The sequence below is a fragment of the Streptomyces sp. NPDC039465 genome, assembly GCF_055639315.1.
Map to the genome: position 1 here is coordinate 34,885 of NZ_JBVKAP010000015.1, position 26,357 is coordinate 61,241.

A 26,357-nucleotide genomic window follows, 5' to 3' on the forward strand; every position below is an offset into this window, starting at 1 on the left:
CCCGAAGGGGACGGCGGCTCGTCCGCCGTCCCCTTCGCGCTGCCCGTCCCCTTCGCGCTGCCCGGACCCTTCCGTGCTTGTCGTGCACGCGTCACAATCCGCGCATGGATCGCAGACGCTTCCTCGCGGGCGCGCTCGCCGCGTCCGGGGCCGTACTCCTCGGCGCCGCACCCGCCGCACGGGCCCTCGGCACCCAGGACTGGATGGCCGGCCAGAAGGACACCACCCGCCTCCAGGAACTCACCATCCCCGGCACGCACGACTCAGGCGCCCGCCAGGGCGGCCTCTGGGCGGCCTGCCAGAACATGACCGTCCCTCAGCAGCTCGACGCCGGCATCCGCTTCCTCGACGTGCGCTGCCGCGTGACCGGCGGATCCTTCGCCATCCACCACGGCGCCGCCTACCAGCACCTGATGTTCGGGGACGTTCTCGTCGCCTGCGCCGACTTCCTCGCCGCCCGCCCCTCCGAGACCGTGCTGATGCGGGTCAAGCAGGAGTACTCCACCGACAGCGACCAGACCTTCCGCGCGATCTTCGACGACTACCTCGACAACCGCGGCTGGCGGCCGCTCTTCCGCATCTCCGACACCCTCCCCGCCGACCTCGGCGCGGCCCGCGGCAAGGTGGTGCTCCTCGCCGACAACGGCGGCCTGCCCGGCCTGCGGTACGGCGACGGTTCCGTCTTCGACATCCAGGACGACTACATGGCCGAGCCGTTCGCCAAACGCGGCCGGATCGAGAACCACTTCCGCAAGGCCGTCCAGCAGCCCGGCAAGCTCTACGTGAACTACACCAGCACCTCCGCCTACATGCCGCCGCGCTGGAACTCCGACCGCCTCAACCCCCAGGTCCACGGCTTCGTCGACGGCGGCGAGATGGCCGGCCGGACCGGGCTCGGCATCGTCCCCATGGACTTCCCCGACACCCGCTCCGGCCTCGTCGCCTCACTGCTGCGGCACAACCCCGCCTGACGGTCCCGCGGGCGGTGGTGTCGGCGCCCCCGGCAGCCGCACCACCGCGCGCGTACCGCCCCCCTCGGCCGCGAAGAGGGCCACCGTGCCGCCCGCCTGCTGGACCGTGCGGGCCACGATCGACAGACCGAGCCCCGAGCCCGGCAGCGAACGGGCTGAGGGGGAGCGCCAGAAGCGCTCGAAGACGTGCGGCAGCTCGTCGGCGGGGATGCCGGGCCCGTGGTCCCGTACGGACAGCTCGCCACCGGTCAGCGCCACCTCGACCGTGCCGCCGGGCGGCGAGAACTTCACCGCGTTGTCCAGCACGTTCACCAGCGCCCGCTCCAGAGCGGCCGGCTCCGCCCGTACGTACCAGTGCCGCAGCTCGGCCGTGAAGGTCAGCTCGGGGCCGCGCAGCCGCGCCCGCTCCAGGGCCGCGTCGACGATGTCGTGCAGGGCGACGACCTCCAGCGGCCCCTGGTGGGCGGCGTCCGGCCGGGACAGCTCCTGGAGGTCGCCGATCAGCGCGGCCAGCTCGGTCATCTGCGCCTTCACCGACGCCATCAGGGCCCGCCGGTCGTCCGGCGGGATCGCCCGCCCGGTCTCCTCGCTGCGGGCCAGCAGCTCGATGTTGGTCCGCAGCGAGGTCAGCGGGGTGCGCAGCTCGTGCCCGGCGTCCGCGATCAGCTGGGCCTGCCGGTCCCGTGAGGTGGCGAGCGCGGCGGTCATCGCGTTGAAGGACCGGGAGAGCCGGGCGATCTCGTCCTCGCCCTCGACCGGGATGCGCACGGTCAGGTCCTCCGTACGGGCCACGTGCTCGACCGCGCCGGTCAGCCGGTCGACGGGCTTGAGCCCGGCCCGCGCCACCCACAGCCCGGCGGCCCCGGCGCCGACGACACCGACCCCGGCGAGCAGGCTCAGCAGCAGGGCGAGCTGGTTGAGGGTGGAGTCGATCTCGGTGAGCGGCCGTGAGACGGAGACGGTGAAGCGCTCCACGCCGACCTGCTGCCGGGCGGTGTGCACCCGCACCTCCGTGCCGTCGTCGGTGGTGCTGGTGTGCAGCGCCTCGTCGACCAGCCCGTTCGCCACCCGTACGTCCGCGGTGGTCACCTTCACCGGCTGGTAGTACGGGGGGGTGCAGCGCTGCCCGTCCGGCAGCACGATCTGGATGTACGCGAAGGTCCGCTGCCCCGGGGGCGGGGCGGCCGTCGACCCGCACGCGACGCGGGCGTCGCGGATCGTCCCGGTCGGCGCGCTGGTGTTGCGCAGCGACGTGTCCAGCTCGTCGTGGAGCTGCGCCCGCGTCACGAACCAGCAGACCACCGACACCGCGGCCACCGCCACGGCGACCGCCGTCGCCGTCAGCAGGGCGAGCCGCGAACGCAGCGGCAGCGCCCGGAAGCGACGGATCACCCCTCACCGCCCGAGGCGCCGGTGCGCAGCACATAGCCGACGCCCCGCACGGTGTGCACGAGCCGCGGCTCGCCGCCCGCCTCGGTCTTGCGCCGCAGGTACATCACGTACACATCCAGCGAGTTGGAGCTCGGCTCGAAGTCGAAGCCCCATACCGCCTTGAGGATCTGCTCGCGGGTGAGCACCTGCCGGGGATGGGCGAGGAAGAGCTCCAGGAGCGTGAACTCGGTCCGGGTCAGCTCCACCGTCCGCCCCGCCCGGGTCACCTCGCGGGTCGCCGGGTCCATGCGCAGGTCGGCGAAGGACAGCACGTGCTCCTCGTCGCGCGGGCCGGGCCGCTGCGCGTACGAGCTGCGCCGCAGCAGGGCCCTGATCCGGGCGAACAGCTCGTCCAGTTCGAAGGGCTTCACGAGGTAGTCGTCGGCGCCCGCGTCCAGGCCGGTGACGCGGTCGCCGACGGTGTCGCGGGCGGTGAGCATCAGGATCGGCACGCGCGATCCGCCCGCCCGGATGCGGCGGGCGGCGGTCAGCCCGTCCATCGTGGGCATCTGGATGTCGAGGACGATGAGGTCGGGTGCGTACGCCTCCGCCTTGGCGAGCGCGTCGAGCCCGTCCACGGCGACCTCGGTCCCGTACCCCTCGAAGGCGAGGCTGCGCCGGAGCGCCTCGCGCACGGCGGGTTCGTCGTCGACGATGAGGATGCGGTCGCCTTCGTTCATTCCCTCAGCCTCGCACGCGGTCAGCGGTCGCCGCCGGAGCGGAGGCTGTCCAGGTCCGCCTTGACGGTGTCGACGGGGATGGCGAAGCCGAGGCCGACGCTGCCGGCGTTGGACCCGCCGGTGGAAGTGGGCGAGTACATCGCGGAGTTGATGCCGATGATCTCGCCGTTCATGTTGATGAGCGCGCCGCCGGAGTTGCCCGGGTTGAGCGAGGCGTCGGTCTGCAGGGCCTTGTACGTCGTCTTCGAGTCGCCGGTGTCGCCGTTGAACTGCTGACCGCCGAATTCGAAGGGCCAGCCCTGGCGCGGGTCCTGCCGCTGTCCGCCCTCGTCCTTGGAGACGGTGACGTCGCGGTCGAGCGCGGAGACGATCCCGCTGGTGACCGTGCCGGTGAGGCCCTCGGGGGAGCCGATCGCGACGACCTGGTCGCCGACGCGGACCTTCGAGGAGTCGCCGAGGGTGGCCGCCTTCAGGCCCTTGGCGCCGTTCAGCTTGATCAGGGCGAGGTCCTTGCCGGGGTCGGTGCCGACGACCTTGGCGTCGTACGTCCTGCCGTCGCTGAGCCGGACCTTGACGGAGCTCGCGCCCGCGATGACGTGGTTGTTGGTGACGATCTCGCCGTCCCCGGTGATGATCACGCCGGAGCCGGTGGACTTGCCGCCGCCCCCCGTGGCGTTGATCTCGACGATGCTGGGCGAGACGGCCTGCGCGACCCCGGCGACCGTGCCCTTGCTGGACTGCGCGATGCCGGTGCCGCTCACCCCGGTCGAGGAGGTGCCCTGGTCGCCGGTGAGCTGCTGCACGGCGGTGGCCGCCCCACCGCCGATCGCGGCGGCGGCGAGCGCGACGGCGACGAGCAGCGCGACGGGCCGGCGGGCCCGCGCGGGGGCGGCGTGCGCGGGCCCCGCGGGCGCGGGCGCCGGGGCGTACGGAGGCGGGGGCGGGTAGGCGCCACCGGCCGGCTGCTGGATGGTGTCCTGGCCCTCGGGTCCGCCGTGGCGGTAGTGGTCCGTCATGGATACGACTCTCGGCGGCGTCCATGAGAAACGTCTGAGGACGCCCTGAGAAGCCCGACAGAAGCTCGTATGCCCGATATAAGAGCGGGGCGGGGGCGGGACGGGGGCGCGGGCGTACGCGGTCCCGGTACGGCGGCCCGCGCCCGGCGCACTGCTAGGCCGTCGTGGGGGGGCCCGCTCCAGGCAGCGGGCACCGTGGTCCGGGCGTGCGCCGCGCCGTGCCCGGCGCACTGCCAGGTCGTCGTCATCGCGCCGCGCCGCGCCGCGCCGACCGGCCGGCGGCCGGCCCGGGGCCGGTGGCCGCGGGGAGCCGGTTCGCGCGGGGGTGCGGGTGCCCGCGGGGCCTTCGGTCCCGGCGGGTCAGTTGCAGCCGCAGCTGCGCCGGACCACCAGCGCCGACGGGAACTGCTTGACCCGCTCCCGACGCGACCCCGTCACCCGCAGGCCGTCGTCGAGCACGAGATCGACCGCCGCCCGGGCCATCGCCGGGCGGTCGGAGGCCACAGTCGTCAGCGGCGGGTCGGTCAGGCCCGCCTCCTTCACGTCGTCGAAGCCGGCCACCGCCAGCTCGGTCGGTACGTCGATCCGCAGCTCGCGGGCGGCCCGCAGCACCCCGATCGCCTGGTCGTCGGTCGCGCAGAAGATCGCCGTGGGCCGGTCCGGAGCCGAGAGGATCTTCAGGGCGACGAGGTAGGCGTCGTAGCGGTTGTACGGGGCCTTGAACAGTCGGCCATCGACCGGGCGGCCGGACTCCACCATCGCCCGGCGCCAGCCCTCGACGTGGTCGGCGACCGGGTCGCCGACCGCAGGGGTCGACTCAACACCGCCGAGACAGGCCACGTACGCGTGCCCGTGCTCCAGCAGATGGCGGGTGGCGAGCTGCGCGCCGCCGATGTCGTCCGTGACGACGGCGACGTCGTCGATCGCCTCGGGCCGTTCGTGCAGCAGCACCACGCGCGCGTCCCACGCCTCGATCTCCTGCGCGGCCCGCTCGCTGGGGCCCTGGCTGACCAGGATCAGTCCGGAGACCCGCATGCCGAGGAAGGCACGGAGATAGTGGACCTCGCGTTCGTCGCGATAGTCCGAATTCCCGACGAGGACCATTTTTCCGCGCTCGGCCGCGGCCTGTTCGACCGCGTGGGCCATTTCCGCGAAGAAAGGCTGGCGCGCGTCCGGGACGATCATGCCTATGAGGTCCGTGCGTCGCGATGCCATCGCCTGGGCGACCCGGTCGGGCCGGTACCCCAGTTCCTTGATCGCGGCGAGGACACGCTCGCGCGTGGCCGGGGCGACCGGCCGGGGTCCGTTGTTGATGACGTAGCTGACGACCGCGGTCGAAGTACCCGCCAGTCGTGCCACATCGTCCCGCGTCACCTTGGCCACGCGCGGAAGTCTACGCGGGGTGACCTACCTCTTGGCAGGTCGTACCGCTGCTTCTTCCAGCGTGATCCTGTCGTCCGAAGGAGTGACGGTGGTGCTCGCCTCCTTGACCCGGGCCTCCTCGGCCGCCCTCTCCACCTTCTCCGGGGTGACGAATCGGTAGCCGACGTTGCGGACCGTTCCGATCAGCGACTCGTGCTCGGGGCCGAGCTTGGCCCGCAGCCGCCGTACGTGGACGTCCACCGTCCGGGTGCCACCGAAGTAGTCGTACCCCCAGACCTCCTGGAGGAGCTGGGCGCGGGTGAAGACCCGGCCGGGGTGCTGGGCGAGGTACTTCAGCAGCTCGAACTCCTTGAAGGTCAGGTCGAGGACCCGGCCCTTCAGTTTCGCGCTGTAGGTCGCCTCGTCCACCGACAGGTCGCCGTTGCGGATCTCCATCGGGGAGTCGTCGGAGACGATCTGCTGGCGGCCCGTCGCGAGCCGCAGCCGGGCCTCGACCTCGGCCGGACCGGCCGTGTCGAGCAGGACGTCGTCGATACCCCAGTCGGCGGTGACGGCGGCCAGGCCGCCCTCGGTGACCACGAGGATCAGCGGACAGCCGGGGCCGGTGGAGCGCAGCAGCTGGCACAGCGACCGGACCTGTGGAAGGTCGCGGCGGCCGTCGACGAGGATGACGTCGGCACCGGGGGTGTCGACGAGGGCCGGCCCCTCGGCGGGGGCCACTCGCACGTTGTGCAGCAGCAGACCGAGGGCGGGTAGCACCTCTGTCGACGGCTGGAGGGCATTGGTCAGGAGCAGCAGAGAGCTCATCGCGCCCCACCTGCCCGGGTCGTCGTCTCTTGGTCGTGCACGGTTCGCTCGCCCATAACGTCGGTTCCTCCTCGGTCCCTGCGAGGACGTGGCGGTGCTTCGTACGTATTCCCACGCTCCGGACTCCCGCGCCCTGAGAAGTCCAGTGTGAGCCTTTGTTCACCTGGTCGTAACAACGGTCGGCAAACACAAAAGGACCCGGGGGCTGCGCTGCCCGGATCCTCTGCCAGCAGAATAGCCCACAGGGGTTCCGAGGCAGAGGGCGGATTTCACATGGTGGATGTTTTCTCGCTCACGTCCGGCCTTCGCCGTGCAATCTTGACGACATTCGACGGTGTCCCGATCGAGGCTGTGTACGAGCCGTCGGAGCGGGGAACGGCGGCCACCGCGGTGGTCGTCGCCCATGGCTTCACGGGGTCGGTCGACCGGCCCGCGGTCCGGCGGGCCGCACGCGCGTTCGCCCGGCGGGCGGCTGTGGTCACCTTCTCCTTCCGGGGGCACGGCGGCTCGGGCGGGCGCTCGACGGTCGGGGACCGTGAGGTCCTGGATCTCGCGGCGGCCGTCGCCTGGGCGCGTGAACTCGGCCACGCGCGCGTGGTGACGGTCGGCTTCTCCATGGGCGGCTCGGTGGTCCTGCGGCACGCGGCGCTCCACCGGGAGCACACGGGGCGCACGGAAGCACACGCTCCGGGAGCCCACCGGGCCGGCTCACACGCCGGCACGCACACGGACGCAGTCGCCGCCGTCAGCGCGCCCGCCCGCTGGTTCTACCGGGGTACGGCTCCGATGCGCCGCCTGCACTGGGTGGTCACCAGGCCCGCCGGGCGGCTCGTCGGCCGGTACGGCCTCGGTACCCGTATCCATCCCAGGGACTGGGACCCCGTCCCCCTGTCGCCGGTCGAGGCCGTGCCCCTGATCGCGCCGACGCCGCTGCTGATCGTGCACGGCGACCGCGACCCGTACTTCCCGGTGGACCATCCCCGGATGCTGGCCGCGGCCGGTGACACCGAGCTGTGGCTGGAGCGCGGCATGGGCCACGCCGAGAACGCCGCCGACGACGCCCTGCTCGCGCGGCTCGCGGACTGGCTCACGCGCGCATAGCCCAGAATGGAGGCGGCGCGCACACGAACGAAGGGAGCGCCGCTATGGCAGCGGGGACCATCCGCTACTGGGCCGCGGCCAAGTCCGCCGCCGGTGTCGCCGAGGAGCCGTACGCGGCGGAGACCCTGGCGGAGGCGCTGGACGCCGCCCGCGCGAACCACCCGGGCGAGCTCGTCCAGGTGCTGCGGCGGTGTTCGTTCCTGGTCGACGGTGACCCCGTCGGGACCCGCGGGCATGAGACCGTACGCCTTGCCGAGGGCGGCACGGTCGAGGTGCTCCCGCCGTTCGCAGGAGGGTGAACCACACGTCATGAGCAGCGATCAGCAGTATCCGTACCCCGAGCCCCATCCGCAGGATCCGTACGGACAGCAGCAGTACGGGCAGCAGCAGTACGGGTACCAGGACCCCAACGTCACCCAGACGTGGGAGGGCCAGACGTGGGACACGCAGTACCAGCCCGCCGTCCGTCCGGCCGCCGCCGCGGACACGGCCTACCTGCCGCCCCAGACCCCGGCCCCGCAGACCGCGCACCCGCTGCCGCCGGAGGTGCCCGGCCCCGCCCCCTACGAGCCGCGGCACGCCCAGCCTCAGCCGATGCCGCAGCCCATGCCGCAGGCCGTGGCTCAGCCGTACGAGACGTATGAGGCGTACGAGCCGCACCTCGCGCCCGCGTCGCCCGCGTCGCCCGCGGAGCAGCCCGCCGCGTACGAGCCCCCGGCCGCTGGCGGCCCCTCCTACAGCGCCCCCACGACCATGGGCAACGCCCGCATCACCGACGCGCAACGCGCGCGTGCCGAGGGCCGGTCGCCGATCATCGAGCCCGGCATGCAGCCCGCGGCCCTCACCGCCGTTCTCGGCGTGCTGCTGGCGGTCGGCGCGGGCATCGGCTCGTACGGGCTGCTGGTGCCGCTCGTCCTGCTCCAGGCCGTCACCGCCGCCGGATGGTTCCGGCTCAACGGCATGTGGCCCGCCCGCCAGGGCATCGCGCTCGCCTTCCTCGGCGGCGTCACGGCCGACGTCGTCCTGCTCGCCGTCGGCCGGGAGAACGCACCGGCCGCGATCATCGGCACCCTCGGCGTGTGGGTGCTGCTCACCCTCGTCCTCCAGCTGCGCAGTCGGGCGGCCGCCGACGAGCGGATGTACGGGCTGATGGCCACCGTCGCCTCGGCGGCGCTGACCATCGTCGCGGCCGGGCACCTCGGCGCCGATCCGGACGCCGTCGTCGTCGGCGGGGCCGCCGTCGCCGTCGCCACCCTGGCCCGCGCGCTGCCCCTGCCGGGCCCCGTGTCCGTCGTGGCGTCCCTGCTGGCCGCCACCGGCGCCGGGATCGCCACGGGCGGCCTCACCGACCTGGGCTCCTCGGGTGCGCTGCTCGGCCTCGGGGCCGGGGTGTGCGCGCTGGTCGGGCTGCGGGCGGCGAGCTACGACTACCCGTCGCGGTTCGTGCACATGACCGCCGGTGTCGCCCTGCCGCTCGCCGCGGCCGCGCCCGCCGTCTACCTGCTGGGCCGCGCCCTGGCCTGACCCCGGGCCCCTCTTCCGGTTCTCCCAGGGGAACCATCCGGCCCTCCGGCACGTCGATCATCTTGGACAAAGGGTCGGACGCCGAGGGCCGGGCCGGGGCGGGCGGGGGACTTACAGACCATGCGAGCACTGCGCATTCTGCTGATCGTCGCCGTGATCCTCGGCGGCGTCTTCGTCGCCGTGGACCGAATAGCGGTGAACTACGCGGAGTCCGAGGCCGCGGACCGCATCAAGGTGGGGGCCGCGCGGGCGGCCTCGACGGATGTCTCCATCAAGGGCTTCCCCTTCCTCACCCAGGCCGTCGACAAGCGCTTCGACGAGGTCGACGTCACCCTCAAGGGCGTCGAGGCCAGCGCCGGCAGCCGCCGCATCACGATCAGCGAGATGACGGCCGCCTTCCAGGACGTGAAGGTCGACGACGACTTCTCCGAGGCGACCGCCGCGACCGCCTTCGGCACCGCGCTGATCTCCTACGAGGACCTCACCCGGGCCGCCCGCAACGACGTCACCGTCTCGTACGGCGGCAACGGCAAGGTCAAGGTCACCGGCGGGTTCCAGATCTTCGGGCGGACCCTCTCGCGGAGCGTGGTCTCCACGGTGACGCTGGCCGACGGGAACACGATCCGGGTCAGGGCCGACAAGGTGCCCGGGGAGGGCATCCCCGGGCTCGCCGACCTCATCCGCAAGCGCACCGACTTCGACCGGCAGATAGGTGCCCTGCCGCAGGGCATGAAGCTGTCGAAGGTCGAGGCGCGCGAGGATGGCGTCGCGATAACGGTCACCGGCAAGGACGTCGTCCTGGCGGGCTGAACCCCGCCCAGCCCCCTCCAGCCTCGGCTCTGCCACATACTGAGACACCGTTGTCCGCTCCGCAGATAGGGGCGCTCGACACCCCGTCCCACACCCTGCCCCGAGCCCCCGTTCCAGCGATCACATCCCACATCGCGGACGATCGTGTCTCAAAATACGACACACCGGTGACATGGCCGTCCGTCCGTCCCTACGATCGGACGCATGAAGCGACAGGCGGACCTCACGAAGCGGCGGGCAGTAGACCTGTGCCGCGTCGCCGCCATGCTCTGTCGTTCCGTCTGAGCGGGACGCTCACCGTCCCGTATTCCTCAGGCCCTTCGACTTCGTCGGGGCCACCCCGTGTAGCCGTACGCACGCCGATGACGCGTACCCGAAACACCCCGCACCACCCCGCCGCACACTGCCCCGGAGGAGAAACAGCATGGCTCGCAGCGACGTCCTGGTAGACGCCGACTGGGTCGAGGCCAACCTCGACAACCCCCAGGTCGCGATCGTCGAGGTCGACGAGGACACCTCGGCCTACGAGAAGAACCACATCCGCAACGCCATCCGGATCGACTGGACCAAGGACCTCCAGGACCCGGTCCGCCGCGACTTCATCGACCAGGAGGGCTTCGAGAAGCTCCTCTCGGCGAAGGGCATCGCGAACGACACCACCGTGATCCTCTACGGCGGCAACAACAACTGGTTCGCCTCCTACGCCTACTGGTACTTCAAGCTCTACGGCCACCAGGACGTCAAGCTCCTCGACGGCGGCCGCAAGAAGTGGGAGCTGGACTCCCGCGACCTGGTCGCCGAGGTCCCGCAGCGCCCCGCGACCGAGTACAAGGCCAAGGCCCAGGACACCTCCATCCGTGCCTTCCGTGACGACGTCGTGGCCGCGATCGGTGCCCAGAACCTGGTCGACGTCCGCTCGCCCGACGAGTTCAGCGGCAAGCTGCTCGCCCCGGCCCACCTCCCGCAGGAGCAGTCGCAGCGCCCCGGCCACGTGCCCAGCGCCCGCAACATCCCGTGGTCGAAGAACGCCAACGACGACGGCACCTTCAAGTCGGACGACGAGCTCAAGGTCCTCTACCAGGAGGAGCAGGTCGACCTGGCGAAGGACACCATCGCGTATTGCCGTATCGGTGAGCGCTCCGCGCTGACCTGGTTCGTGCTGCACGAGCTGCTCGGTGTCGAGAACGTCAAGAACTACGACGGCTCCTGGACCGAGTACGGCTCCCTCGTCGGCGTGCCGATCGAGCTCGGCGCCAACAAGTAGAACCCCGGACGTCAGACCTCCGGACCCCTCGACCGTAAGGACAGAAAACATGTGTGGAGCGCAGCCCGGCGGCCCCGACGCCTCGACGATCAAGCCCGGTGAGACCACGATCCAGGGTTACGTGACCAAGGACGGCGAGCCCGTCAAGGGGTACGTGCGCCTGCTGGACTCGACCGGTGAGTTCACCGCCGAGGTGCCGACCTCGACGACCGGCCAGTTCCGCTTCTACGCGGCCGAGGGCACCTGGACCGTGCGCGCCCTCGTCCCGGGCGGCACCGCCGACCGTACGGTCGTGGCGCAGAAGGGTGGTCTCGCGGAGGTCGCCATCGCGGTGTGACACCGCACACCGAACCGGCCGAAGGGCCGCACCTCCTGGGGGGTTGGACGCCGACCAGGACCTGAGGTGCGGCCCTTCGGTCATGCCCGGGTGCGCGGGCGTACCGTGAAGGTATGTACGCGCGGCGCCGGCACGTCTACTTCGTGATGATGGGGGCCTGCCTGGCGCTCTTCGTGGGCGCCTGGGCCGTCGTCAGGCTGTGGTCGATGCCGGTCGCGATCGGGATGTGCGTCGTCGCCATGGTCATTCCGCCGGTCGCCGCGATGATCGCCAACCGGCGGGGGCCGGAGGACCGCTGGTGGGACGACCCCTCGGGTGACCCGAAGTCCGACGAGTGGTGGGACGAACTGGACGGCAAGAAGCGCCGCGGCCTCTGAGCCCCCCGCGCCTCTTCGCAGCGCTGGTGCATGGGCTCCTGGACCGCTAGTACACGAGCGCCTGGACGCCGTCCACGAGCGCCTCCGAGACGAACACCTGCGCCCCGGCGATCCGCGCCCCCTCGATGAGGTCCTTCTCCTCGATACCGCGCCGGGCGGCACACTGCGTGCAGACGGTGATCCGCCCGCCCCCCGCCTGGATCCCGTCGATCAGATCGGGTAGCGGCGCGGCGTGCGGGAGCTCGAACTCGGCGGCCCGCCCGGGCAGCGCGAACCACGAGGACTCCCCGGTCAGCCAGAGCGACACCTCGACCCCACTGGCCACGGCGACGGCGGCCACGGTGAAGGCCTGCGAGCACCGCTCGGGAGCGTCGGCCCCTGCGGTCACCTTGATCACGAGCTTCTTCGCCATATGCCGAACTGTAATACGCGGCGGTACGACCAGGGCCGCTTCCTGCAGCTCAGTTGGGTGCGCGGGCACCCCTTCACCCCGGGCAACACCGGCGAGGTCCACCACGCCGACCTGCGCGCGCTGCTGCGCGGCTGACGCACACCTCACAGCGAGCGCCGGACCCCAGCCCATTAAGCTGGAGTCCGGCCCGTTCTGCCTTCACGCTCATTCGAGGAGCACCCGTGATCGTTTTCTTCGAAGCTCTGCTGGTCCTGGTCTGCGTCGGCGTGCTCGCCTTCACCGGACTGGCCGTGAAGAAGCTGTACCAGGGCCAGCGCTAATCCCCCAGAGAGACCGGCAGAGCTGAACTCATGATCGAGATCCCGTCCGACCTCAACCCGGACCTCGTCCCCCTCGCCTTCCTCCTCGGTACGTGGGAGGGCGCGGGTGTCTCCGACTTCCCCGGCGCCGAGAAGTGCAACTTTGGCCAGTCGGTCACCTTCAGTCACGACGGTCGGGACTTCCTCGAGTACGTCTCGCACTCCTGGGTCCTCGACACCGAGGGCAACAAGGTCCGCCCGCTGGAGAGCGAGGCCGGCTACTGGCGTATCGACAAGGACCGCAAGGTCGAGGTCACGATGGTCCGTGACCAGGGCATCGTCGAGGTTTGGTACGGCGAGCTGGCCGACCAGAAGCCGCAGATCGACCTGGCGACGGACGCCGTCGCGCGTACCGCCGCCTCCGGGCCGTACAGCGGTGGCAAGCGGCTGTACGGCTACGTCAAGAGCGACCTGATGTGGGTGGGCGAGAAGGCGACCCCCGAGGTCCCGCTGCGGCCCTACATGTCGGCGCATCTGAAGAAGGTCGTCACGCCCGAGGATGTCGCCGAGATGGCGCGCGGCCTCGGTGACCTGCCGGACGACGGCATCGCCTTCTTCAAGTAGGTCTTCTTCACGCCTGTGGGCGGCTCGCCGCGTCCTCCTACACTGGAGGGCGTGGTGAGCACCGACTGGAAGAGCGACCTGCGGCAGCGCGGCTACCGGCTGACGCCTCAGCGCCAGCTTGTCCTGGAGGCCGTGGACACCCTGGAGCACGCGACCCCCGACGACATCCTCGTCGAGGTGCGCAAGACCGCGTCGGGGGTGAACATCTCGACGGTGTACCGGACGCTAGAGCTCCTGGAGGAGCTGGGTCTGGTCAGCCATGCCCATCTCGGGCACGGCGCCCCGACCTACCATCTCGCCGACCGGCACCACCACCTCCACCTCGTCTGCCGGGACTGCACGGACGTGATCGAGGCGGAGGTCGACATCGCCGCCGAGTTCACCGACAAGCTCCGCGAGACCTTCGGCTTCGAGACGGACCTCAAGCATTTCGCGATCTTCGGGCGGTGCCGGGACTGCTCCCTGAAGGCGCGGAGCGCCGAGTCGTAGGCTTGCCCGTATGAAGAGCCCTCTGCTGTCGCTGCCCGGCGCTGTCCCCGCCGAGGGAAGCGACGAAGGTGTCGCCGCCCACTACGGCGACCTGTTCCGTGAGCAGCGCACCCTCGCCGACGGACGTGGCCTGGTCGATCTGTCGCACCGCGGTGTCGTCTCCGTCTCCGGTGAGGACCGGCTGAGCTGGCTGCACCTGCTGCTGACCCAGCACGTCAGCGAGCTCCCGCCCGGCCAGGCCACCGAGGCGCTGATCCTGTCGGCGCACGGCCACATCGAGCACGCGCTCTATCTCGTCGACGACGGCGAGACGGTCTGGGCGCATGTCGAACCCGGGACGCAGGAGGCGCTCATCGCCTACCTGGAGTCGATGAAGTTCTTCTACCGGGTGGGCGTCGCCGACCGCACGGACGAGTTCGCGGTGGTCCACCTGCCGGCCGGTTCCATCTCCCCGGTCCCGGACGGCGTGGTCGTACGGGAGACCGCGCACGGCCGCGATCTCTTCCTGCCGCGGGCCCAGCTGGAGTCGTACGCCGCCGAGCACGGGCCGGCGGTCGGCATCCTGGCGTACGAGGCGCTGCGGATCGAGGCGCACCGCCCGCGGCTCGGCTTCGAGACCGACCACCGGACCATCCCGCACGAGCTGGGCTGGATCGGCAGCGCGGTGCACCTCCAGAAGGGCTGCTACCGCGGTCAGGAGACCGTGGCCCGCGTCCACAACCTGGGGAAGCCACCGCGCCGGCTGGTCTTCCTGCACCTGGACGGCAGCGAGGTGCATCTGCCGGGCCATGGCACGCCCGTACGGCTCGCGGCCGACGGCGCCGAGGGCCGGCAGCTCGGCTTCATCACCACCTCGGCCCGCCACCACGAGCTGGGGCCGATCGCGCTGGCGATGGTGAAGCGCAATGTGCCCCTGGACGCGGAGCTGGTCGCGGGGGACACGGCGGCGGCGCAGGAAGTCGTCGTCGAGCCGTAGAGCCGACGGGCCAGGGGGTCGGGGGTCAGACCTCGACGATCACCGTGAACGGGCCGTGATTCGTGAGCGAGACGCGCATGTCCGCTCCGAACCGGCCCGTTTCCACGCGCGCGCCGAGCTTCCGCAGCTGCGCCACCACCTCGTCGACGAGCGGTTCGGCCACCTCGCCGGGGGCCGCCGCGTTCCACGTGGGGCGGCGGCCCTTGCGGGCGTCCCCGTAGAGGGTGAACTGAGAAATCACCAGCAAGGGCGCATTCACGTCCGAACAGGATTTCTCTCCCTCCAAAATACGGACGGACCACAGCTTTCTGGCCAGCTGCGCCGCCTTCTCGGGTGTGTCCTCGTGGGTGACTCCCACCAGCACACACAGTCCCTCGCCGACGATCTCGCCGACCGTCTCACCGGCCACGACGACGCTCGCGCCGTCGACCCTCTGCACCACTGCACGCATACAGACCAACCTATCCGGGGGCCGAACGGGTGCAGAGCGCCTGCACGTACACGGTGAGGAGTGGCACGATGCCAGTCAGGCGGTGCGGCTCTGCACCGGTCGAGGGGACTGATGTGGATGAGTACACCTGGCGCCGGGCAGACGCCCGGTCCGGTATCGACGGCACGGGCTCGTGCGGGCGGCGGGAGTATGCGTCCGCCCGTGCAGCGGAGTGCCGACATGGCCCTGCCCGACCAGCGGCGGCCTGAGATCACGGAGCTGCGCCTTCCTGAACTGCGGGCGCTGCGCCGTGACGCGCAGGGCGACGAGGCCGATCTGAGTTACGTACGGCGGCTGCTCCAGGGCCGTATCGACATCCTGCGGGCGGAGCTGTCGCGCCGTTCCGACTCGGACTCGCCGGTGGTGGACCGGGATGTCGTGGACCGGGGGGTGGTGGGCCGGCTGTCGGAGATCCTGGCCGACTCGCCCTCGCAGCACCGCACCTCGGCCCGTCATGTGACGGTCTCCACGCCGCGAGGTGAGGAGTACCGCCTGCTGGCGGCCGAGATGCTCGGCGAGGTGGAGCTCTCCGACCTGGGGGCGCGCACGGACGAGGAGCTGAAGGCGGCGATGGGGCGGCTCGCCGCGTACGAGCATCAGGTCTCGCGGCGCCGTCAGCAGTTGCAGCGGACGGCCGACGACTGCAGCGCGGAGATCGCCCGCCGGTACCGCGAGGGCGAGGCGCAGGTCGACGATCTGCTGATGTGAGGAGGGGGCCGGAGAAGGGGCCCGGTTTCCTGGTCTGTTGATATGACCGGGGCTGTGGAAATCGGGGTGCGGCTCCTTCCCGCGGGCGCCTAGCGTGGACGTCATGAGCCTCGATGTCCGTACGGTCAGCGCATCCGAATTCCCCGACTGGTTGAAGGCCCTGAAGACCGGCTTCCTGCGGCCGCCGGAGAGTTCGGCCGAGGAGGCGGCACGCCGGCTGCCGCATGTCGACCTCTCCCGCGTTCACGGAGTGTTCGACGGCGGCCGGATCGTCGCCACGTATCGTTCGTTCGCCCAGGAGCTGACCGGTGTCGGCGGCGCCCCGCTCGCCGCCAACGCCGTGACGCAGGTGACCGTTTCGCCGACCCACCGGCGCCGGGGGCTGCTCAGCCGGATGATCACCGCCGATCTCGCGACGGCGAAGGAGCGGGGTGACGCGGTGGCCACGCTGATCGCCGCCGAGTATCCGATCTACGGCCGGTACGGCTTCGGCCCCGCCACGTGGACCATGGAGTGGTCCGTGGACGTGGGCCGCGCCGGGATCGATCCGCGCTGGTCGGGGCCCGAGGACGGTGGCCGGATCGAGCTCGTGGACACCAGCGAGATCCGCAAGACCGGCCCTGAGGTGCACGATCGGCTGCGCGCCGGGCAGCACGGCGTGGTGAGCCGTCAGGCCCGGGACTGGGATCTGGCGACGGGGCAGGTGCGGGAGGAGACGTATCCGTACACCGAGCCGTTCTCCGTGCTCTACCGCTCGGCGGCGGGGGAGACCGAGGGGCTGCTCACCTACACCGCCGACGACAAGTGGGGGGACAGCAAGCAGCCGTTGAACACCGCCACGGTCAAGGACTTCCTCGCCCTCACCCCGGCCGCGGAGCGGGCGCTCTGGCACTACCTCTGCTCGGTCGACTGGATCACCACGGTCCGCAGCGGCTACCGCGCCCCCGACGACCTGCTGCCGCTGCTCCTGCCGGACCCGCGCGCGGCCAGGGTCGTCACGCACGCGGACATGCTGTGGGTGCGGGTGCTCGATCCCATACGGCTCCTCGAGTCGCGTACGTACGGCGCGTCGGGGCGGCTGGTGCTGGAGCTGCGCGACGGGCTGGGGCTGGCCGGTGGCCGCTACCGGCTGGAGGCGGAGCCGGCCGGCGCGTCCTGCGCCCCGACCACCGAGTCGCCCGATCTGGTCATGGACATAGCCGAGTTGGGGACGCTGAGCCTCGGCGACGAGTCGGTCGTACGGCTGGTGGCGCTCGGCCGGGTCGAGGAGGCGACACCGGGGGCGGCCGCGCTGGCGGACACGCTGCTGCGCACGTCGCGGCGGCCCTGGTGCCCGGACGTCTTCTGAGCCCACGTGCTCCTCAGCGGGTGCGCCGCCGGAAGAGGACGCCGGAGAGGGTGACGGCCACGGTCAGCAGCCCCGCGCGCCAGGCGAGGGCGATCCAGGGGGCGTTGCCCGCCGGCTGGTTCAGAAGCAGGGCGCGCAGGGACTCGATGACGGAGGTCACCGGCTGGTGTTCGGCGAAGCCGTGCAGCCAGCCGGGCATCGTCTCGATGGGGACGAACGCGCTGCTCGGGTAGCGCAGGAACATCATGAAGAAGGTGAATCCGGCGGCCGCGTCGGGGGTCTTGGCGAGCAGTCCCGCCGCTGCCGAGAGCCAGGAGATGGCGACGATGAAGGCGAGCAGGATGCCGAGCGCGGCGAGCCAGCCGAGTGCGGTGGCGGAGGGGCGGAAGCCGATCAGGAAGGCGACGCCGAGCACGAGCGCGGTGGAGACCAGATTGCGCAGGGTGCTGGCGCCGACGTGACCGGCGAGGATCGGGGTGCCGCCGATGTCGAGGGAGCGGAAGCGGTCGATGATGCCTCCCTTCATGTCCTCGGTGACGCTGACGGCGGTGCCGGCCGAGCCGAACCCGGCGCAGGGAGCGCCCGGCGAAGGGCCCCAAGCCCGGTCTGACCGTTGACCGGATCGTCGGCGCGGCGGTCGGCCTGGCCGCGGCCGAAGGGCTCGGTGCGGTCTCCATGGGCCGGATCGCCAAGGAGCTCGGCGTCTCGACCATGTCGCTCTACCGGTATGTCTCCGCCAAGGACGAGCTGTACGTTCTGATGCAGGAGGCCGCGATCGGCGCCCCGCCGCCGGGGCTCGGCCCGCAGTCCGGCTGGCGCGAGGCGCTCGCCTCCTGGGCCTGGGACATGCGCGCGGTCTACTACCGCAATCTGTGGATCGTCCGGCTGCCCATCTCCGGGCCGCCCGCCACCCCCCACATGGTCGCCTGGTGGGAGCGGGCGCTGACCGCGCTGGCGGACACGGGTCTGGACGAGGGGACGAAGATCTCCGTCACGATGCTGCTCGGTGGCCACGTCCGCAGCGAGGCGGCCATGATGGCGGACCTCGTCGCGGCGATCGCCGCGAGCGGCTCCTCCCCGGACGAGGTCCTCGCCGGTTACGCCCGCCTGCTGCGCAGGCTCGCCGACCCGGAGCGGTATCCGGCCGTCGCCCGCCTGCTGGACTCGGGGGTGATGGACCAGGCGGACGACCCCGATCATGAGTTCCGCTTCGGGCTCGACCGGATCCTCGACGGTGTTCAGGTCATGATCGAGCGGCAGGGGGCGGGCGGCGCGTAAGCCGGGGTGCCCGGCGGGGCCTCGTACCCTCCTCGTATGGAGACCACCGGACTGCGTGAGCGCAAGAAGCGGCAGACTCGCCGCGCCCTCTCCGACGCCGCCATCGCCCTCTTCCTGGACCGGGGCTTCGACGCCGTCTCGGTCGCCGAGGTCGCGGCCGCCGCCGATGTCTCCAAGCCGACGCTGTTCCGGTACTTCCCGGCCAAGGAGGATCTGGTCCTGCACCGCTTCGCGGACCATGAGGCCGAGGAGTCCCGGGTGGTGGCCGCCCGCGCGGAGGGGGAGTCGCCGCTGGCCGCGCTGCACCGGCACTTCCTGGACGGGCTGGCCCGCCGTGATCCCGTGACGGGGCTGAGCGACGACGCCGACGTGCTCGCCTTCCTGCGGCTGCTGTACGGGACGCCGAGTCTGGTGGCCCGGCTGTACGCCTACCAGCAGCGGTCCGAGGCGGCGCTCGCCGAGGCCCTCGGGGGCGGGCTCGCCGCCCGGCTCGCCGCGGGGCAGATCGTCGCCGTCCGGCGCGTCCTCGCCGAGGAGAACGGCCGCCGGATCGCCGCGGGCGAGAGCGCCGACGCGGTCTTCCCGGACGCGGTGGGCGCCGCCGATCTGGCGTTCCGGCAGCTGGCGGAGGGCCTCGACCTTACCAAGTAAAAAACGTTACTCGGTTACGTCATTCGCTATGCTCGGTGGAATGACGTCACTCGACCATGAACTCACCAGGGAACGGGCCTACCACGACACCTGCCGCACCGCCCTCGACCGCATGGTCGACGGCGCCGCCGAGCAGGTCGTCACCGGCGAGGACGTCGCCGCGTCGGGCGCCGACGCCGAAGCCCTCGGCTACCACCTGCGCAGCCACGCCAAGGAGCTCCGCGAGCAGCGCCCCGGCCCGCTCTTCTTCGGCCGGCTCGATCTCCAGGACGGCCGGCGCCACCACATCGGCCGCCGCCGGATCAGCGAGCGCCCGGCCGATCCGCCGCTCGTCATCGACTGGCGCGCCCCGGTCGCGCGCTCCTTCTACCAGGCGAGCGCCCGCGATCCACAGGGTGTGGACATACGCCGCCGGTTCGGCTGGGCCCCCGCGAGCACCGGCGCCTCCGCCGATCTGACCGGCCTGGAGGACGAACACCTGGCGGCCGGCGACAGCGGGGTGAGCGCGATCGTCGCCGGTGAGATCGAGCGGCCGCGCGTCGGCCCCATGCGCGACATCGCCGCCACCATCCAGCCCGAACAGGACGACCTCGTCCGCGCCGACCTCACCACGACCGTCTGCGTCCAGGGCGCCCCCGGCACCGGCAAGACCGCCGTCGGGCTGCACCGGGCCGCGTACCTCCTCTACACCCACCCCCAGCGGATTCAGCGCGGCGGCCTGCTGATCCTGGGCCCCAACCGCACCTTCCTCTCCTACATCTCCGAAGTGCTGCCCTCGCTCGGCGAGACCGGGATCCGCCAGTCGACGGTCGAGGAGGAGATCGGCCGCGGCCATGAGGTCCGGGCCGTCGACCCGGAGGCCGCGGCGGTCGTCAAGCACGACGCCCGGATGGCGCGTGTGCTGCACCGGGCGCTCTACGCGCGCGTGGCGGCCCCGGTCGACTCCCTCGCGGTGCCGGACGGTTCGTACCGCTGGCGGGTGCCGTGCGACGCGCTGGCGGAGATCGTCGAGGAGGTACGGGCGGAGGCGCCGCCGTACGCGGTCGGCCGGGAGCGGATCCGTACGCGCGCCGTGCACGCCGTCCAGCTCCAGGCCGAGCGGCGGTCGGGCCCGCGCGGCGCCGCCTGGACCCGGAAGATCGCCCGAGCGCGGGCGGTCACCGCGTTCGTGGACGCCTGCTGGCCGAAGATCACCCCCGAGGAGGTCCTCGCCGGCTTCCTCACCGACCCCCGCGACCCGCTGCTCACCCCCGAGGAGCGGGCGGCGATCCGCTGGGTGGCGCCGCCGCGTTCGTACCGCTCCGCGAAGTGGTCGCCGGCCGATCTCGTCCTCCTCGACGAGCTCGCCTGCCTCATCGAACGGCCCGCGGGCTACGGCCATGTCGTCGTCGACGAGGCGCAGGACCTCTCGCCCATGCAGTGCCGGGCGATCGGCCGCCGCGCGGACTTCGGTTCGCTCACGGTCCTGGGCGACCTGGCCCAGGGCACCACCCCCTGGGCGGCCCGCAGTTGGTCCGACCACCTCGCCCACCTCGGCAAGCCGCGGGCCGCGGTGGTGCCCCTGACGACCGGCTTCCGGGTGCCGGCGGCCGTGGTCGAGCTCGCCAACCGGCTGCTGCCGTCGCTCGCGGCCGAGGTGCCCAAGGCCCGTTCCCTGCGGAGTGACGGGGAGCTGACGTTCCGTCGGGTGGACGATGTGGTCGAGGGCGCGGCCGAGGCGGTACGGGCGGCGCTGGGCCACGAGGGCTCGGTCGGAGTGATCGCGGAGGACGGGCTCGTACCGCGTCTGGCCGAGGCGCTCCCGCGGCACGCGCGCGTGACGGTCCTGCCGGCGAGCATAGCCAAGGGCCTGGAGTACGACCACGTGGTGGCGGTGGAACCGGCCGCCATCGTCGAGGCCGAACGCCGCGGACTGCACCGGCTGTACGTGGTGCTGACCCGGGCGGTCTCCCGCCTGGACGTGGTCCACGCGCGCGACCTGCCGGAGGCCCTCACGCGCGCGTGACACTGCCTCAGACGGCGTGGACGGTGGCAGGGGACTTCGCCGGTCCGGCGGCTGTGTCGTCGGCCGGGGCCTTGGGCCTGCGCAGCACGGTGAGGGCGACGGCGAACGCGGCGACGAGGAGGCCGGTGCCGACGGCGAACGCCAGGTGGTAGCCGTCGGTGAGCGCCTCGGCCGGGTCGGCACCGGCCGCGAGGCGGCTCTTGGTGGTGGAGGCCGCGAGGGTGGAGAGGACGGCCACCCCGAGCGCCATACCGATCTGCTGGGTGGTGTTGAAGAGCCCGGAGGCCAGACCCGCGTCCTCCTCCTTCGCGCCGGACATCCCGAGCGTGGTCAGCGCGGGCAGGGCGAGACCGAAGCCCGCGGCGAGCAGCATCACCGGAAGCAGGTCGGTGACGTAACTGGCGTGGACGGGGACGCGGGCGAGCAGCCCGAGGACGCCGACGAGCAGGACGAGGCCGGTGAGCAGGACGTTGCGCTCGCCGAAGCGGGCGTTGAGGCGGGCGGAGACGCCGAGCGAGACGGTGCCGATGACCGCGGCCGCGGGGAGCATCGCGAGCCCGGTCTTGGCGGCGCCGTACCCGAGGACCTTCTGCATGTAGAGCGCGACCAGGATCTGGAAGGAGAAGAGCGCGGCCACCATCAGCATCTGGACGAGGTTGGCGCCCACGACGCTGCGGGAGCGCAGGACGCGCAGTGGCATCAGCGGGCTGCGGGCCGTGGCCTGGCGGACGAAGAAGCCGGCGAGCAGGACGGCGGCCAGGGCGCCGAAGCCGAGGGTGTGCGCCGCGGTCCAGCCGTACTCCTCGACCTTGACGACGGTGTAGATGCCGGTCATCAGGCCCGCGGTGACGAGCAGCGCGCCGACCGCGTCCGCGCCCGCCCTGAGACCGAGCCCGCGGTCGGCGGGCAGGACGGGGACGGCGAGGGCGAGGGCGGCGACGCCGATCGGCAGGTTGATGAAGAAGATCCAGTGCCAGTCGAGGGCGTCGGTGAGGACCCCGCCCAGGACCTGTCCGATGGAGGCTCCGGCGGCGCCGGTGAAGCTGAAGACGGCGATGGCCTTGGCGCGTTCCTTGGGCTCGGAGAAGAGCGTCACGAGGATGCCGAGGCTGACGGCGGCGGCCATGGCGCTGCCGATGCCCTGGAGGAAGCGGGCGGCGATCAGTACGGCCGGGGTGGTGGCGATGCCCGCGAGGAGGGAGGCGACGGTGAAGACCGCCGTGCCCGCGAGGAACATCCGCTTGCGGCCGATGAGGTCGCCGAGCCGTCCGGCGAGCAGGAGCAGGCTGCCGAACGCGATCAGGTAGGCGTTGACGACCCAGCTGAGGCCGGCGGGGGTGAAGCCCAGGTCGCTCTGGATGACCGGCATCGCCACGGTCACGATCGAGCCGTCGAGGACGATCATCAGCAGGCTGGTGGCGATGACACCGAGGGCCAGCCAGCGGGAGCGGGGAGCGAGCCCGGAACCGGGGCCCGAATCGGGGCCGGAATCGGGTGTGGCGGAAGGGGCGGAGGCGGCGGACATGGCGGTCTCTCCTGTTCGCGGGGGCCCACGCCGAAGGGGCCCGACAAGAAAGACCGTAGCAGATAGTTCCGTTGCAGACTATTTGTTTGTGACCCTCTTGCGAGGGGTGGGGCGAGGGGCCAGGGGTACTACTGCTCGCGCTGGCGGGCGCGGCGGGCCGGCCGCGGGCTCTCGACGGGGGTGGCCAGATGCCCCTCGGCCAGCAGTCCGAGCGCCCTGACCAGCGCCGTCCGCTCGGCCTCGGGGAGCGAGGCGAGCGCCTGCTCGTGCACCTCGTCCACGATCTCCTGGCTCCGCCGGGCGACCCGCGCGCCTTCCTCGGTCACCGCGATGATTCGCGCCCGCCGGTCCTGCTCGGAGGGGCGGCGCTCGGCCAGCCCGGCCTTCTCCAGGGCGTCCACGGTCACCACCATCGTGGTCTTGTCCATGTCGCCGATCTCGGCGAGCTGCGCCTGTGTCCGCTCCTCGGCGAGCGCGTGTACGAGCACGCAGTGCATCCGTGCCGTCAGCCCGATCTCGGCGAGCGCCGCCGACATGCGCGTACGCAGGACATGGCTGGTGTGGTCCAGGAGGAACGACAGGTCCGGTTCGGTGCGTGCGGGAGCCATGGCGGTCATGCCGCCAGCGTAACAATTCGATCCGTCACGGATTATCCAGAACCGGACTTTCTTATGACCGGAAAAACGAAAGGGCAAGGAGGTCACTCGCTCCTTGCCACTCTCAACTTATAGCGCACAGGGGGGCTTGCGGCAAGGCCCCGGTCATGGCGCAGAATCACCGATCTCAAGCCAACTACCTGCGGAAATGGGTGCTGTAGTGATCGACGTGATCGTGGCCGGCGGCGGACCGACCGGGCTGATGCTGGCCGCCGAGTTGCGGCTGCACGGCGTGCACGTGGTCGTGCTGGAGAAGCTCACCGAGCCGACCCAGCAGTCCCGCGGGCAGGGCCTGCATGTGCGCAGCGTCGAGCTGACGGACCAGCGCGGCATGCTGGACCGGTTCCTCGCGGTCAGTGAGAAGTTCCAGGTCGGCGGCCTGTTCGGCGGCATCATGAAGCCGTGGCCGGAGCAGTTGGACACCGCTCACCCGTACGGCCTCGCCACCCCGCAGCCGGTGACCGAGCGGCTGCTCGAAGAGCGCGCCCTCGAGCTCGGTGCCGAACTCCGGCGCGGCTGCGAAGTGGTCGGGCTGAGCCAGGACGAGGACGGGGTGACCGTCGAGCTGGCGGACGGCGCGCGGCTGCGCTCGCGCTATCTCGTCGGGTGCGACGGCGGCCGCAGTGTGGTGCGCAAGCTGCTGGGTATCGGCTTCCCGGGTCAGCCCGCCACGGTCGAGACGATGCTGGGCGACATGGAGGTGACCGAGGATCCGGCGACGATCGCCGCCGTCGTGGAGGAAGTCCGCAAGACCCAGCTGCGGTTCGGCGTCACCCCCCTCGCGGACGGAGCGTGCCGCATCGTCGTGCCCGCCGACGGTGTGTCCGAGGACCGTACGACCGGGCCGACCCTTGAGGAGTTCAAGCAGCAGCTGCGGGCCTTCGCGGGGACCGACTTCGGCGTGCACTCGCCGCGCTGGCTGTCCCGGTTCGGCGACGCCACCCGGCAGGCCGAGCGCTACCGCGTCGGCCGGGCGCTGCTGGCCGGCGATGCGGCGCACATCCACCCGCCGACCGGCGGGCAGGGGCTCAACCTCGGCATCCAGGACGCCTTCAACCTCGGCTGGAAGCTGGCTGCCGCGGTGGGCGGCTGGGCGCCGGAGGGGCTCCTCGACACCTACGAAGCCGAACGGCACCCGGTGGGCGCCGCCGTGCTGGAGAACACCCGCGCGCAGATCACCCTGCTCGGAACGGATCCGGGTCCGACCGCGCTGCGGGAGCTGTTCTCGAAGCTGATGGACTTCGAGGAGGTGAACCGGTACATGACCGAGATGATCACCGCGGTCGGGGTCCGCTACGACTTCGGCGAGGGCCATGAGCTGCTGGGTCGGCGGATGCGTGACGTGAAGCTGAAGCGGGGCCGCCTCTACGAGTTGATGCACGGCGGCCGCGGACTGCTGCTCGACCAGACCGGCCGGCTCTCGGTGGCGGGCTGGGAGGACCGGGTCGACCACGTCGTCGACGTCAGCGAGGAGTTGGACGTGCCGGCGGTGCTGCTGCGGCCGGACGGACACGTGGCATGGGTCGGCGAGGACCAGCAGGACCTGCTCGACCGGCTGCCGCGGTGGTTCGGCGCTCCCGTCGACCGAGCGTAGGACTGAGCGCAGGACCGGGCGCAGGAGGCCCGGAAGAGGTCAGGACACCCCGGCGGCGACACTCCAGCTAGCGGGTTGCTTGCAATTGTTAGCGAAGCCGTGCACCATCGGGAGCATGGCATCGCTCAACGTCGGCAATCTCGGTGAGTACCTCCGCGAGCAGCGGCGCACCGCGCAGCTCTCCCTGCGGCAGCTCGCCGAAGCCGCGGGGGTGTCCAATCCGTATCTGAGCCAGATCGAGCGCGGGCTGCGCAAGCCCAGTGCCGAGGTGCTCCAGCAGGTCGCCAAGGCCCTGCGGATCTCGGCCGAGACGCTGTACGTACGCGCCGGGATTCTGGACGAGCGGGAGCGGGAGGAGCTGGAGACGCGCGCCGTCATCCTGGCCGATCCCTCGATCAACGAGCGGCAGAAGCAGGTGCTGCTCCAGATCTACGACTCCTTCCGCAAGGAGAACGGGCTCGACACCGGCGATGCCGCAGCCGCCACACCCCCCTCCGAAGACTGACCTCGCAGCACCCATCCGCATCCGGGAGGAACCCCAGCATGGCCATCATCGAAGAGCTGCGCACGCCCCTCTACTTCGCCGCCGGTACGGCCGACCTCGCCGTCCAGCAGGCCCGCAAGGTGCCCGGCCTGATCGAGCAGCTGGCCGCCGAGGCGCCCGCGCGGATCGAGGCCGTGCGCAGCGCGGACCCGAAGGCCGTCCAGGAGAAGGTCACCGCCCAGGCCAAGGAGGCCGGGGCCACCGTGCAGGCGAAGGTCACCGAGGTGCTCGGCAGCATCGACACCGACCTCAAGAAGTTCGGTGAGACCGCCCAGGACCTGGCGCTCCGCGGGGTCGGTGTGGCCGCCGAGTACGCCGTGAAGGCGCGCGAGAAGTACGAGGAGGTCGCCGCCCACGGTGAGGAGGCCGTGAAGGCCTGGCGCGGCGATGCGGCCGAGGAGATCGTCGAGATCGCCGTCGCCGTCGAACCGAAGGCGGACCAGGCGCAGGGCTCCCAGGCGAAGAGCGACGCCAAGGGATCCGAGCCCAAGGGCGCCGAGACCCAGAGCGCCACGGCGCAGGACGTCCCCGCGCAGGGCGCCTCGGCCAAGAAGACCCCCGCGCGCAAGGCCACGGCCCGCAAGGCTCCCGCGACCGAGAAGTGACCGACAAGGCCATCCGGGAACGCCGTGGGCACCATCGGGGTGCCCACGGCGTTCTACGGGTACCTTGGCCGCGAGGCGCTTTTTCCACTCTCTAGGCGGTGCTCAGCATGTTGCTCACGGGATTCGGCACATTCCTCTCCCTGCTCTACCTCGCCATGCTCGTCCTCGCCGTGGTGGCCTTCGTCTTCGCGGCCGTGGCCCGCGAGGACGCCTACCGCGCGGCCGACAAGAAGACCAAGCCCTTCTGGCTGGTGATCCTCGGCATCGTGGTCGCCGTGAACCTCTTCGTTCCGATGCTGTTCCTGCAGATCGCCGGGCTCATCGCCACCATCGTCTTCATGGTCGACGTCCGGCCCGCGCTCCAGCAGGTCTCCGGGGGCGGCCGTGGCGGCCGGCGTGGTGGATCCAGCAGCGACGGCCCGTACGGTCCCTACAACGGCAACCGCTGACGT

31 protein-coding genes and 1 pseudogene are annotated in these 26,357 nt (G+C 71.6%); 22 read left to right on the plus strand and 10 right to left on the minus strand.

The genetic code is table 11. The features are described from left to right. The first annotated feature begins 104 nt into the window (after positions 1–104). A complete protein-coding gene (locus tag ACZ7LT_RS32760) occupies positions 105–971 on the plus strand; it encodes a phosphatidylinositol-specific phospholipase C (RefSeq protein WP_471239742.1) in 867 nt (288 codons plus the stop codon). Here ACZ7LT_RS32760 and ACZ7LT_RS32765 read toward each other — a convergent pair. The 5 genes from ACZ7LT_RS32765 to ACZ7LT_RS32785 all read right to left on the minus strand — a co-directional run bounded on the left by ACZ7LT_RS32765 (position 945) and on the right by ACZ7LT_RS32785 (position 6,288). After that, complete coding sequence (locus ACZ7LT_RS32765) at positions 945–2,363, minus strand: sensor histidine kinase (protein ID WP_471239743.1); 1,419 nt, start codon at positions 2,361–2,363, stop codon at positions 945–947. The two genes, ACZ7LT_RS32760 and ACZ7LT_RS32765, sit on opposite strands and share 27 nt — an antisense overlap. Further along, a complete protein-coding gene (locus tag ACZ7LT_RS32770; protein ID WP_471239744.1) occupies positions 2,360–3,082 on the minus strand; it encodes a response regulator transcription factor in 723 nt (240 codons plus the stop codon). Before ACZ7LT_RS32770 ends, ACZ7LT_RS32765 begins: the two co-directional genes overlap by 4 nt. 20 nt (positions 3,083–3,102) lie before the next feature. Then, on the minus strand, positions 3,103–4,098 hold the full coding sequence (locus ACZ7LT_RS32775) for a S1C family serine protease (RefSeq protein ID WP_471239745.1): 996 nt from the start codon (positions 4,096–4,098) through the stop codon (positions 3,103–3,105). Between the two features lie 360 nt (positions 4,099–4,458). Continuing rightward, a complete protein-coding gene (locus tag ACZ7LT_RS32780; RefSeq protein WP_471239746.1) occupies positions 4,459–5,481 on the minus strand; it encodes a LacI family DNA-binding transcriptional regulator in 1,023 nt (340 codons plus the stop codon). A gap of 24 nt (positions 5,482–5,505) precedes the next feature. Next, positions 5,506–6,288, minus strand: a complete 783-nt coding sequence (locus ACZ7LT_RS32785) for a response regulator transcription factor (RefSeq protein WP_471239747.1) — start codon at positions 6,286–6,288, stop codon at positions 5,506–5,508. 273 nt (positions 6,289–6,561) lie between these two features. Here ACZ7LT_RS32785 and ACZ7LT_RS32790 point away from each other — a divergent pair, with 273 nt between their 5' ends. The 8 genes from ACZ7LT_RS32790 to ACZ7LT_RS32825 all read left to right on the plus strand — a co-directional run bounded on the left by ACZ7LT_RS32790 (position 6,562) and on the right by ACZ7LT_RS32825 (position 11,701). Next, positions 6,562–7,389: an alpha/beta hydrolase family protein gene (locus ACZ7LT_RS32790; RefSeq protein WP_471239748.1), complete on the plus strand. Its 828-nt coding sequence runs from the start codon at positions 6,562–6,564 to the stop codon at positions 7,387–7,389. Positions 7,390–7,433: 44 nt separating this feature from the next. Continuing rightward, the gene (locus ACZ7LT_RS32795; protein WP_019887518.1) at positions 7,434–7,688 is read left to right on the plus strand and encodes a MoaD/ThiS family protein; all 255 of its coding nucleotides are present in this window, start codon (positions 7,434–7,436) and stop codon (positions 7,686–7,688) included. Positions 7,689–7,698: 10 nt separating this feature from the next. Then, a complete protein-coding gene (locus tag ACZ7LT_RS32800; RefSeq protein WP_471239749.1) occupies positions 7,699–8,913 on the plus strand; it encodes a hypothetical protein in 1,215 nt (404 codons plus the stop codon). Positions 8,914–9,033: 120 nt separating this feature from the next. After that, complete coding sequence (locus ACZ7LT_RS32805) at positions 9,034–9,723, plus strand: LmeA family phospholipid-binding protein (RefSeq protein WP_471239750.1); 690 nt, start codon at positions 9,034–9,036, stop codon at positions 9,721–9,723. A 204-nt stretch (positions 9,724–9,927) separates the two neighbouring features. Next, on the plus strand, positions 9,928–10,008 hold the full coding sequence (locus tag ACZ7LT_RS32810) for a putative leader peptide (RefSeq protein ID WP_350497993.1): 81 nt from the start codon (positions 9,928–9,930) through the stop codon (positions 10,006–10,008). A 139-nt stretch (positions 10,009–10,147) separates the two neighbouring features. Further along, entirely contained in the window at positions 10,148–10,987 is an 840-nt protein-coding gene (locus tag ACZ7LT_RS32815; protein WP_471239751.1) for a sulfurtransferase, read from the plus strand. 49 nt (positions 10,988–11,036) lie between these two features. Further along, positions 11,037–11,324, plus strand: coding sequence for a DUF1416 domain-containing protein (locus ACZ7LT_RS32820; RefSeq protein ID WP_471239752.1), 288 nt, complete (start codon positions 11,037–11,039; stop codon positions 11,322–11,324). A 113-nt stretch (positions 11,325–11,437) separates the two neighbouring features. Further along, a complete protein-coding gene (locus ACZ7LT_RS32825) occupies positions 11,438–11,701 on the plus strand; it encodes a DUF3099 domain-containing protein (RefSeq protein WP_471239753.1) in 264 nt (87 codons plus the stop codon). A gap of 46 nt (positions 11,702–11,747) precedes the next feature. Here ACZ7LT_RS32825 and ACZ7LT_RS32830 read toward each other — a convergent pair whose 3' ends face one another. Further along, the gene (locus ACZ7LT_RS32830) at positions 11,748–12,113 is read right to left on the minus strand and encodes a DsrE family protein (RefSeq protein WP_019887509.1); all 366 of its coding nucleotides are present in this window, start codon (positions 12,111–12,113) and stop codon (positions 11,748–11,750) included. On the opposite strand from ACZ7LT_RS32830, the gene ACZ7LT_RS32835 reads away from it, so the two are divergent. The 4 genes from ACZ7LT_RS32835 to ygfZ all read left to right on the plus strand — a co-directional run bounded on the left by ACZ7LT_RS32835 (position 12,114) and on the right by ygfZ (position 14,501). Further along, complete coding sequence (locus ACZ7LT_RS32835; RefSeq protein ID WP_471239754.1) at positions 12,114–12,248, plus strand: hypothetical protein; 135 nt, start codon at positions 12,114–12,116, stop codon at positions 12,246–12,248. It abuts the gene before it with no gap. 215 nt (positions 12,249–12,463) lie between these two features. Further along, a complete protein-coding gene (locus ACZ7LT_RS32840; protein ID WP_471239755.1) occupies positions 12,464–13,036 on the plus strand; it encodes a heme-binding beta-barrel domain-containing protein in 573 nt (190 codons plus the stop codon). Positions 13,037–13,087: 51 nt separating this feature from the next. Then, a complete protein-coding gene (locus ACZ7LT_RS32845) occupies positions 13,088–13,525 on the plus strand; it encodes a Fur family transcriptional regulator (RefSeq protein ID WP_471239756.1) in 438 nt (145 codons plus the stop codon). A gap of 10 nt (positions 13,526–13,535) precedes the next feature. Further along, complete coding sequence (ygfZ, locus tag ACZ7LT_RS32850) at positions 13,536–14,501, plus strand: CAF17-like 4Fe-4S cluster assembly/insertion protein YgfZ (protein ID WP_471239757.1); 966 nt, start codon at positions 13,536–13,538, stop codon at positions 14,499–14,501. A 25-nt stretch (positions 14,502–14,526) separates the two neighbouring features. On the opposite strand, the gene dtd is transcribed toward ygfZ, so the two are convergent. Next, positions 14,527–14,952, minus strand: coding sequence for a D-aminoacyl-tRNA deacylase (gene dtd / locus ACZ7LT_RS32855; RefSeq protein WP_028797698.1), 426 nt, complete (start codon positions 14,950–14,952; stop codon positions 14,527–14,529). Positions 14,953–15,069: 117 nt separating this feature from the next. Here dtd and ACZ7LT_RS32860 point away from each other — a divergent pair, with 117 nt between their 5' ends. Then, positions 15,070–15,699 carry an RsiG family protein gene (locus ACZ7LT_RS32860; RefSeq protein WP_471239758.1) on the plus strand — a complete coding sequence of 210 codons (630 nt, stop codon included), beginning with the start codon at positions 15,070–15,072 and terminating at the stop codon, positions 15,697–15,699. A 103-nt stretch (positions 15,700–15,802) separates the two neighbouring features. Next, positions 15,803–17,047, plus strand: a complete 1,245-nt coding sequence (locus ACZ7LT_RS32865) for a GNAT family N-acetyltransferase (RefSeq protein WP_471239759.1) — start codon at positions 15,803–15,805, stop codon at positions 17,045–17,047. Positions 17,048–17,060: 13 nt separating this feature from the next. On the opposite strand, the pseudogene ACZ7LT_RS32870 reads toward ACZ7LT_RS32865, so the two are convergent. After that, positions 17,061–17,621, minus strand: a pseudogene (locus ACZ7LT_RS32870) (ABC transporter permease); the annotation flags it as partial. Between the two features lie 47 nt (positions 17,622–17,668). On the opposite strand from ACZ7LT_RS32870, the gene ACZ7LT_RS32875 reads away from it, so the two are divergent. The 3 genes from ACZ7LT_RS32875 to ACZ7LT_RS32885 are packed head-to-tail and all read left to right on the plus strand — an operon-like array spanning position 17,669 to position 20,981. Continuing rightward, the gene (locus ACZ7LT_RS32875) at positions 17,669–18,325 is read left to right on the plus strand and encodes a TetR/AcrR family transcriptional regulator (RefSeq protein ID WP_471239800.1); all 657 of its coding nucleotides are present in this window, start codon (positions 17,669–17,671) and stop codon (positions 18,323–18,325) included. A 36-nt stretch (positions 18,326–18,361) separates the two neighbouring features. Beyond that, positions 18,362–18,976 carry a TetR family transcriptional regulator gene (locus ACZ7LT_RS32880; protein WP_471239760.1) on the plus strand — a complete coding sequence of 205 codons (615 nt, stop codon included), beginning with the start codon at positions 18,362–18,364 and terminating at the stop codon, positions 18,974–18,976. A 40-nt stretch (positions 18,977–19,016) separates the two neighbouring features. Next, on the plus strand, positions 19,017–20,981 hold the full coding sequence (locus ACZ7LT_RS32885) for a HelD family protein (protein WP_471239761.1): 1,965 nt from the start codon (positions 19,017–19,019) through the stop codon (positions 20,979–20,981). Between the two features lie 7 nt (positions 20,982–20,988). On the opposite strand, the gene ACZ7LT_RS32890 is transcribed toward ACZ7LT_RS32885, so the two are convergent. Together ACZ7LT_RS32890 and ACZ7LT_RS32895 are read right to left on the minus strand one after the other, a co-directional pair. Beyond that, entirely contained in the window at positions 20,989–22,506 is a 1,518-nt protein-coding gene (locus ACZ7LT_RS32890; RefSeq protein WP_471239762.1) for an MFS transporter, read from the minus strand. A 128-nt stretch (positions 22,507–22,634) separates the two neighbouring features. Next, positions 22,635–23,123 (minus strand): MarR family winged helix-turn-helix transcriptional regulator, encoded by a 489-nt coding sequence (locus ACZ7LT_RS32895; RefSeq protein WP_471239763.1) that lies wholly within the window; start codon positions 23,121–23,123, stop codon positions 22,635–22,637. Positions 23,124–23,322: 199 nt separating this feature from the next. On the opposite strand from ACZ7LT_RS32895, the gene rox reads away from it, so the two are divergent. The 4 genes from rox (at position 23,323) to ACZ7LT_RS32915 (ending at position 26,354) form a co-directional block, all read left to right on the plus strand. Beyond that, positions 23,323–24,756 (plus strand): rifampin monooxygenase, encoded by a 1,434-nt coding sequence (gene rox / locus ACZ7LT_RS32900; RefSeq protein WP_471239801.1) that lies wholly within the window; start codon positions 23,323–23,325, stop codon positions 24,754–24,756. Positions 24,757–24,871: 115 nt separating this feature from the next. Beyond that, positions 24,872–25,261 (plus strand): helix-turn-helix domain-containing protein, encoded by a 390-nt coding sequence (locus ACZ7LT_RS32905; RefSeq protein ID WP_471239764.1) that lies wholly within the window; start codon positions 24,872–24,874, stop codon positions 25,259–25,261. Positions 25,262–25,299: 38 nt separating this feature from the next. After that, positions 25,300–25,905: a hypothetical protein gene (locus tag ACZ7LT_RS32910; RefSeq protein WP_471239765.1), complete on the plus strand. Its 606-nt coding sequence runs from the start codon at positions 25,300–25,302 to the stop codon at positions 25,903–25,905. A gap of 107 nt (positions 25,906–26,012) precedes the next feature. Continuing rightward, positions 26,013–26,354 (plus strand): DUF2516 family protein, encoded by a 342-nt coding sequence (locus ACZ7LT_RS32915; protein WP_019887478.1) that lies wholly within the window; start codon positions 26,013–26,015, stop codon positions 26,352–26,354. Positions 26,355–26,357: the final 3 nt, after the last annotated feature.

Bases quoted from the DNA above. Each gene is read 5' to 3' on its own strand.
- ACZ7LT_RS32800 (WP_471239749.1), top strand. From the start codon at position 7,699: ATGAGCAGCGATCAGCAGTATCCGTACCCCGAGCCCCATCCGCAGGAT.
- ACZ7LT_RS32860 (WP_471239758.1), top strand. From the start codon at position 15,070: ATGAGTACACCTGGCGCCGGGCAGACGCCCGGTCCGGTATCGACGGCA.
- ACZ7LT_RS32895 (WP_471239763.1), bottom strand. From the start codon at position 23,123: ATGACCGCCATGGCTCCCGCACGCACCGAACCGGACCTGTCGTTCCTC.
- ACZ7LT_RS32770 (WP_471239744.1), bottom strand. From the start codon at position 3,082: ATGAACGAAGGCGACCGCATCCTCATCGTCGACGACGAACCCGCCGTG.
- ACZ7LT_RS32815 (WP_471239751.1), top strand. From the start codon at position 10,148: ATGGCTCGCAGCGACGTCCTGGTAGACGCCGACTGGGTCGAGGCCAAC.
- ACZ7LT_RS32790 (WP_471239748.1), top strand. From the start codon at position 6,562: ATGGTGGATGTTTTCTCGCTCACGTCCGGCCTTCGCCGTGCAATCTTG.
- ACZ7LT_RS32785 (WP_471239747.1), bottom strand. From the start codon at position 6,288: ATGAGCTCTCTGCTGCTCCTGACCAATGCCCTCCAGCCGTCGACAGAG.
- ACZ7LT_RS32830 (WP_019887509.1), bottom strand. From the start codon at position 12,113: ATGGCGAAGAAGCTCGTGATCAAGGTGACCGCAGGGGCCGACGCTCCC.
- ACZ7LT_RS32915 (WP_019887478.1), top strand. From the start codon at position 26,013: ATGTTGCTCACGGGATTCGGCACATTCCTCTCCCTGCTCTACCTCGCC.
- dtd (WP_028797698.1), bottom strand. From the start codon at position 14,952: ATGCGTGCAGTGGTGCAGAGGGTCGACGGCGCGAGCGTCGTCGTGGCC.
- ACZ7LT_RS32840 (WP_471239755.1), top strand. From the start codon at position 12,464: ATGATCGAGATCCCGTCCGACCTCAACCCGGACCTCGTCCCCCTCGCC.
- ACZ7LT_RS32775 (WP_471239745.1), bottom strand. From the start codon at position 4,098: ATGACGGACCACTACCGCCACGGCGGACCCGAGGGCCAGGACACCATC.
- ygfZ (WP_471239757.1), top strand. From the start codon at position 13,536: ATGAAGAGCCCTCTGCTGTCGCTGCCCGGCGCTGTCCCCGCCGAGGGA.
- ACZ7LT_RS32760 (WP_471239742.1), top strand. From the start codon at position 105: ATGGATCGCAGACGCTTCCTCGCGGGCGCGCTCGCCGCGTCCGGGGCC.
- ACZ7LT_RS32835 (WP_471239754.1), top strand. From the start codon at position 12,114: ATGCCGAACTGTAATACGCGGCGGTACGACCAGGGCCGCTTCCTGCAG.
- ACZ7LT_RS32880 (WP_471239760.1), top strand. From the start codon at position 18,362: ATGGAGACCACCGGACTGCGTGAGCGCAAGAAGCGGCAGACTCGCCGC.
- ACZ7LT_RS32810 (WP_350497993.1), top strand. From the start codon at position 9,928: ATGAAGCGACAGGCGGACCTCACGAAGCGGCGGGCAGTAGACCTGTGC.
- ACZ7LT_RS32885 (WP_471239761.1), top strand. From the start codon at position 19,017: ATGACGTCACTCGACCATGAACTCACCAGGGAACGGGCCTACCACGAC.
- ACZ7LT_RS32825 (WP_471239753.1), top strand. From the start codon at position 11,438: ATGTACGCGCGGCGCCGGCACGTCTACTTCGTGATGATGGGGGCCTGC.
- ACZ7LT_RS32795 (WP_019887518.1), top strand. From the start codon at position 7,434: ATGGCAGCGGGGACCATCCGCTACTGGGCCGCGGCCAAGTCCGCCGCC.
- ACZ7LT_RS32820 (WP_471239752.1), top strand. From the start codon at position 11,037: ATGTGTGGAGCGCAGCCCGGCGGCCCCGACGCCTCGACGATCAAGCCC.
- ACZ7LT_RS32905 (WP_471239764.1), top strand. From the start codon at position 24,872: ATGGCATCGCTCAACGTCGGCAATCTCGGTGAGTACCTCCGCGAGCAG.
- ACZ7LT_RS32805 (WP_471239750.1), top strand. From the start codon at position 9,034: ATGCGAGCACTGCGCATTCTGCTGATCGTCGCCGTGATCCTCGGCGGC.
- ACZ7LT_RS32890 (WP_471239762.1), bottom strand. From the start codon at position 22,506: ATGTCCGCCGCCTCCGCCCCTTCCGCCACACCCGATTCCGGCCCCGAT.
- ACZ7LT_RS32910 (WP_471239765.1), top strand. From the start codon at position 25,300: ATGGCCATCATCGAAGAGCTGCGCACGCCCCTCTACTTCGCCGCCGGT.
- ACZ7LT_RS32865 (WP_471239759.1), top strand. From the start codon at position 15,803: ATGAGCCTCGATGTCCGTACGGTCAGCGCATCCGAATTCCCCGACTGG.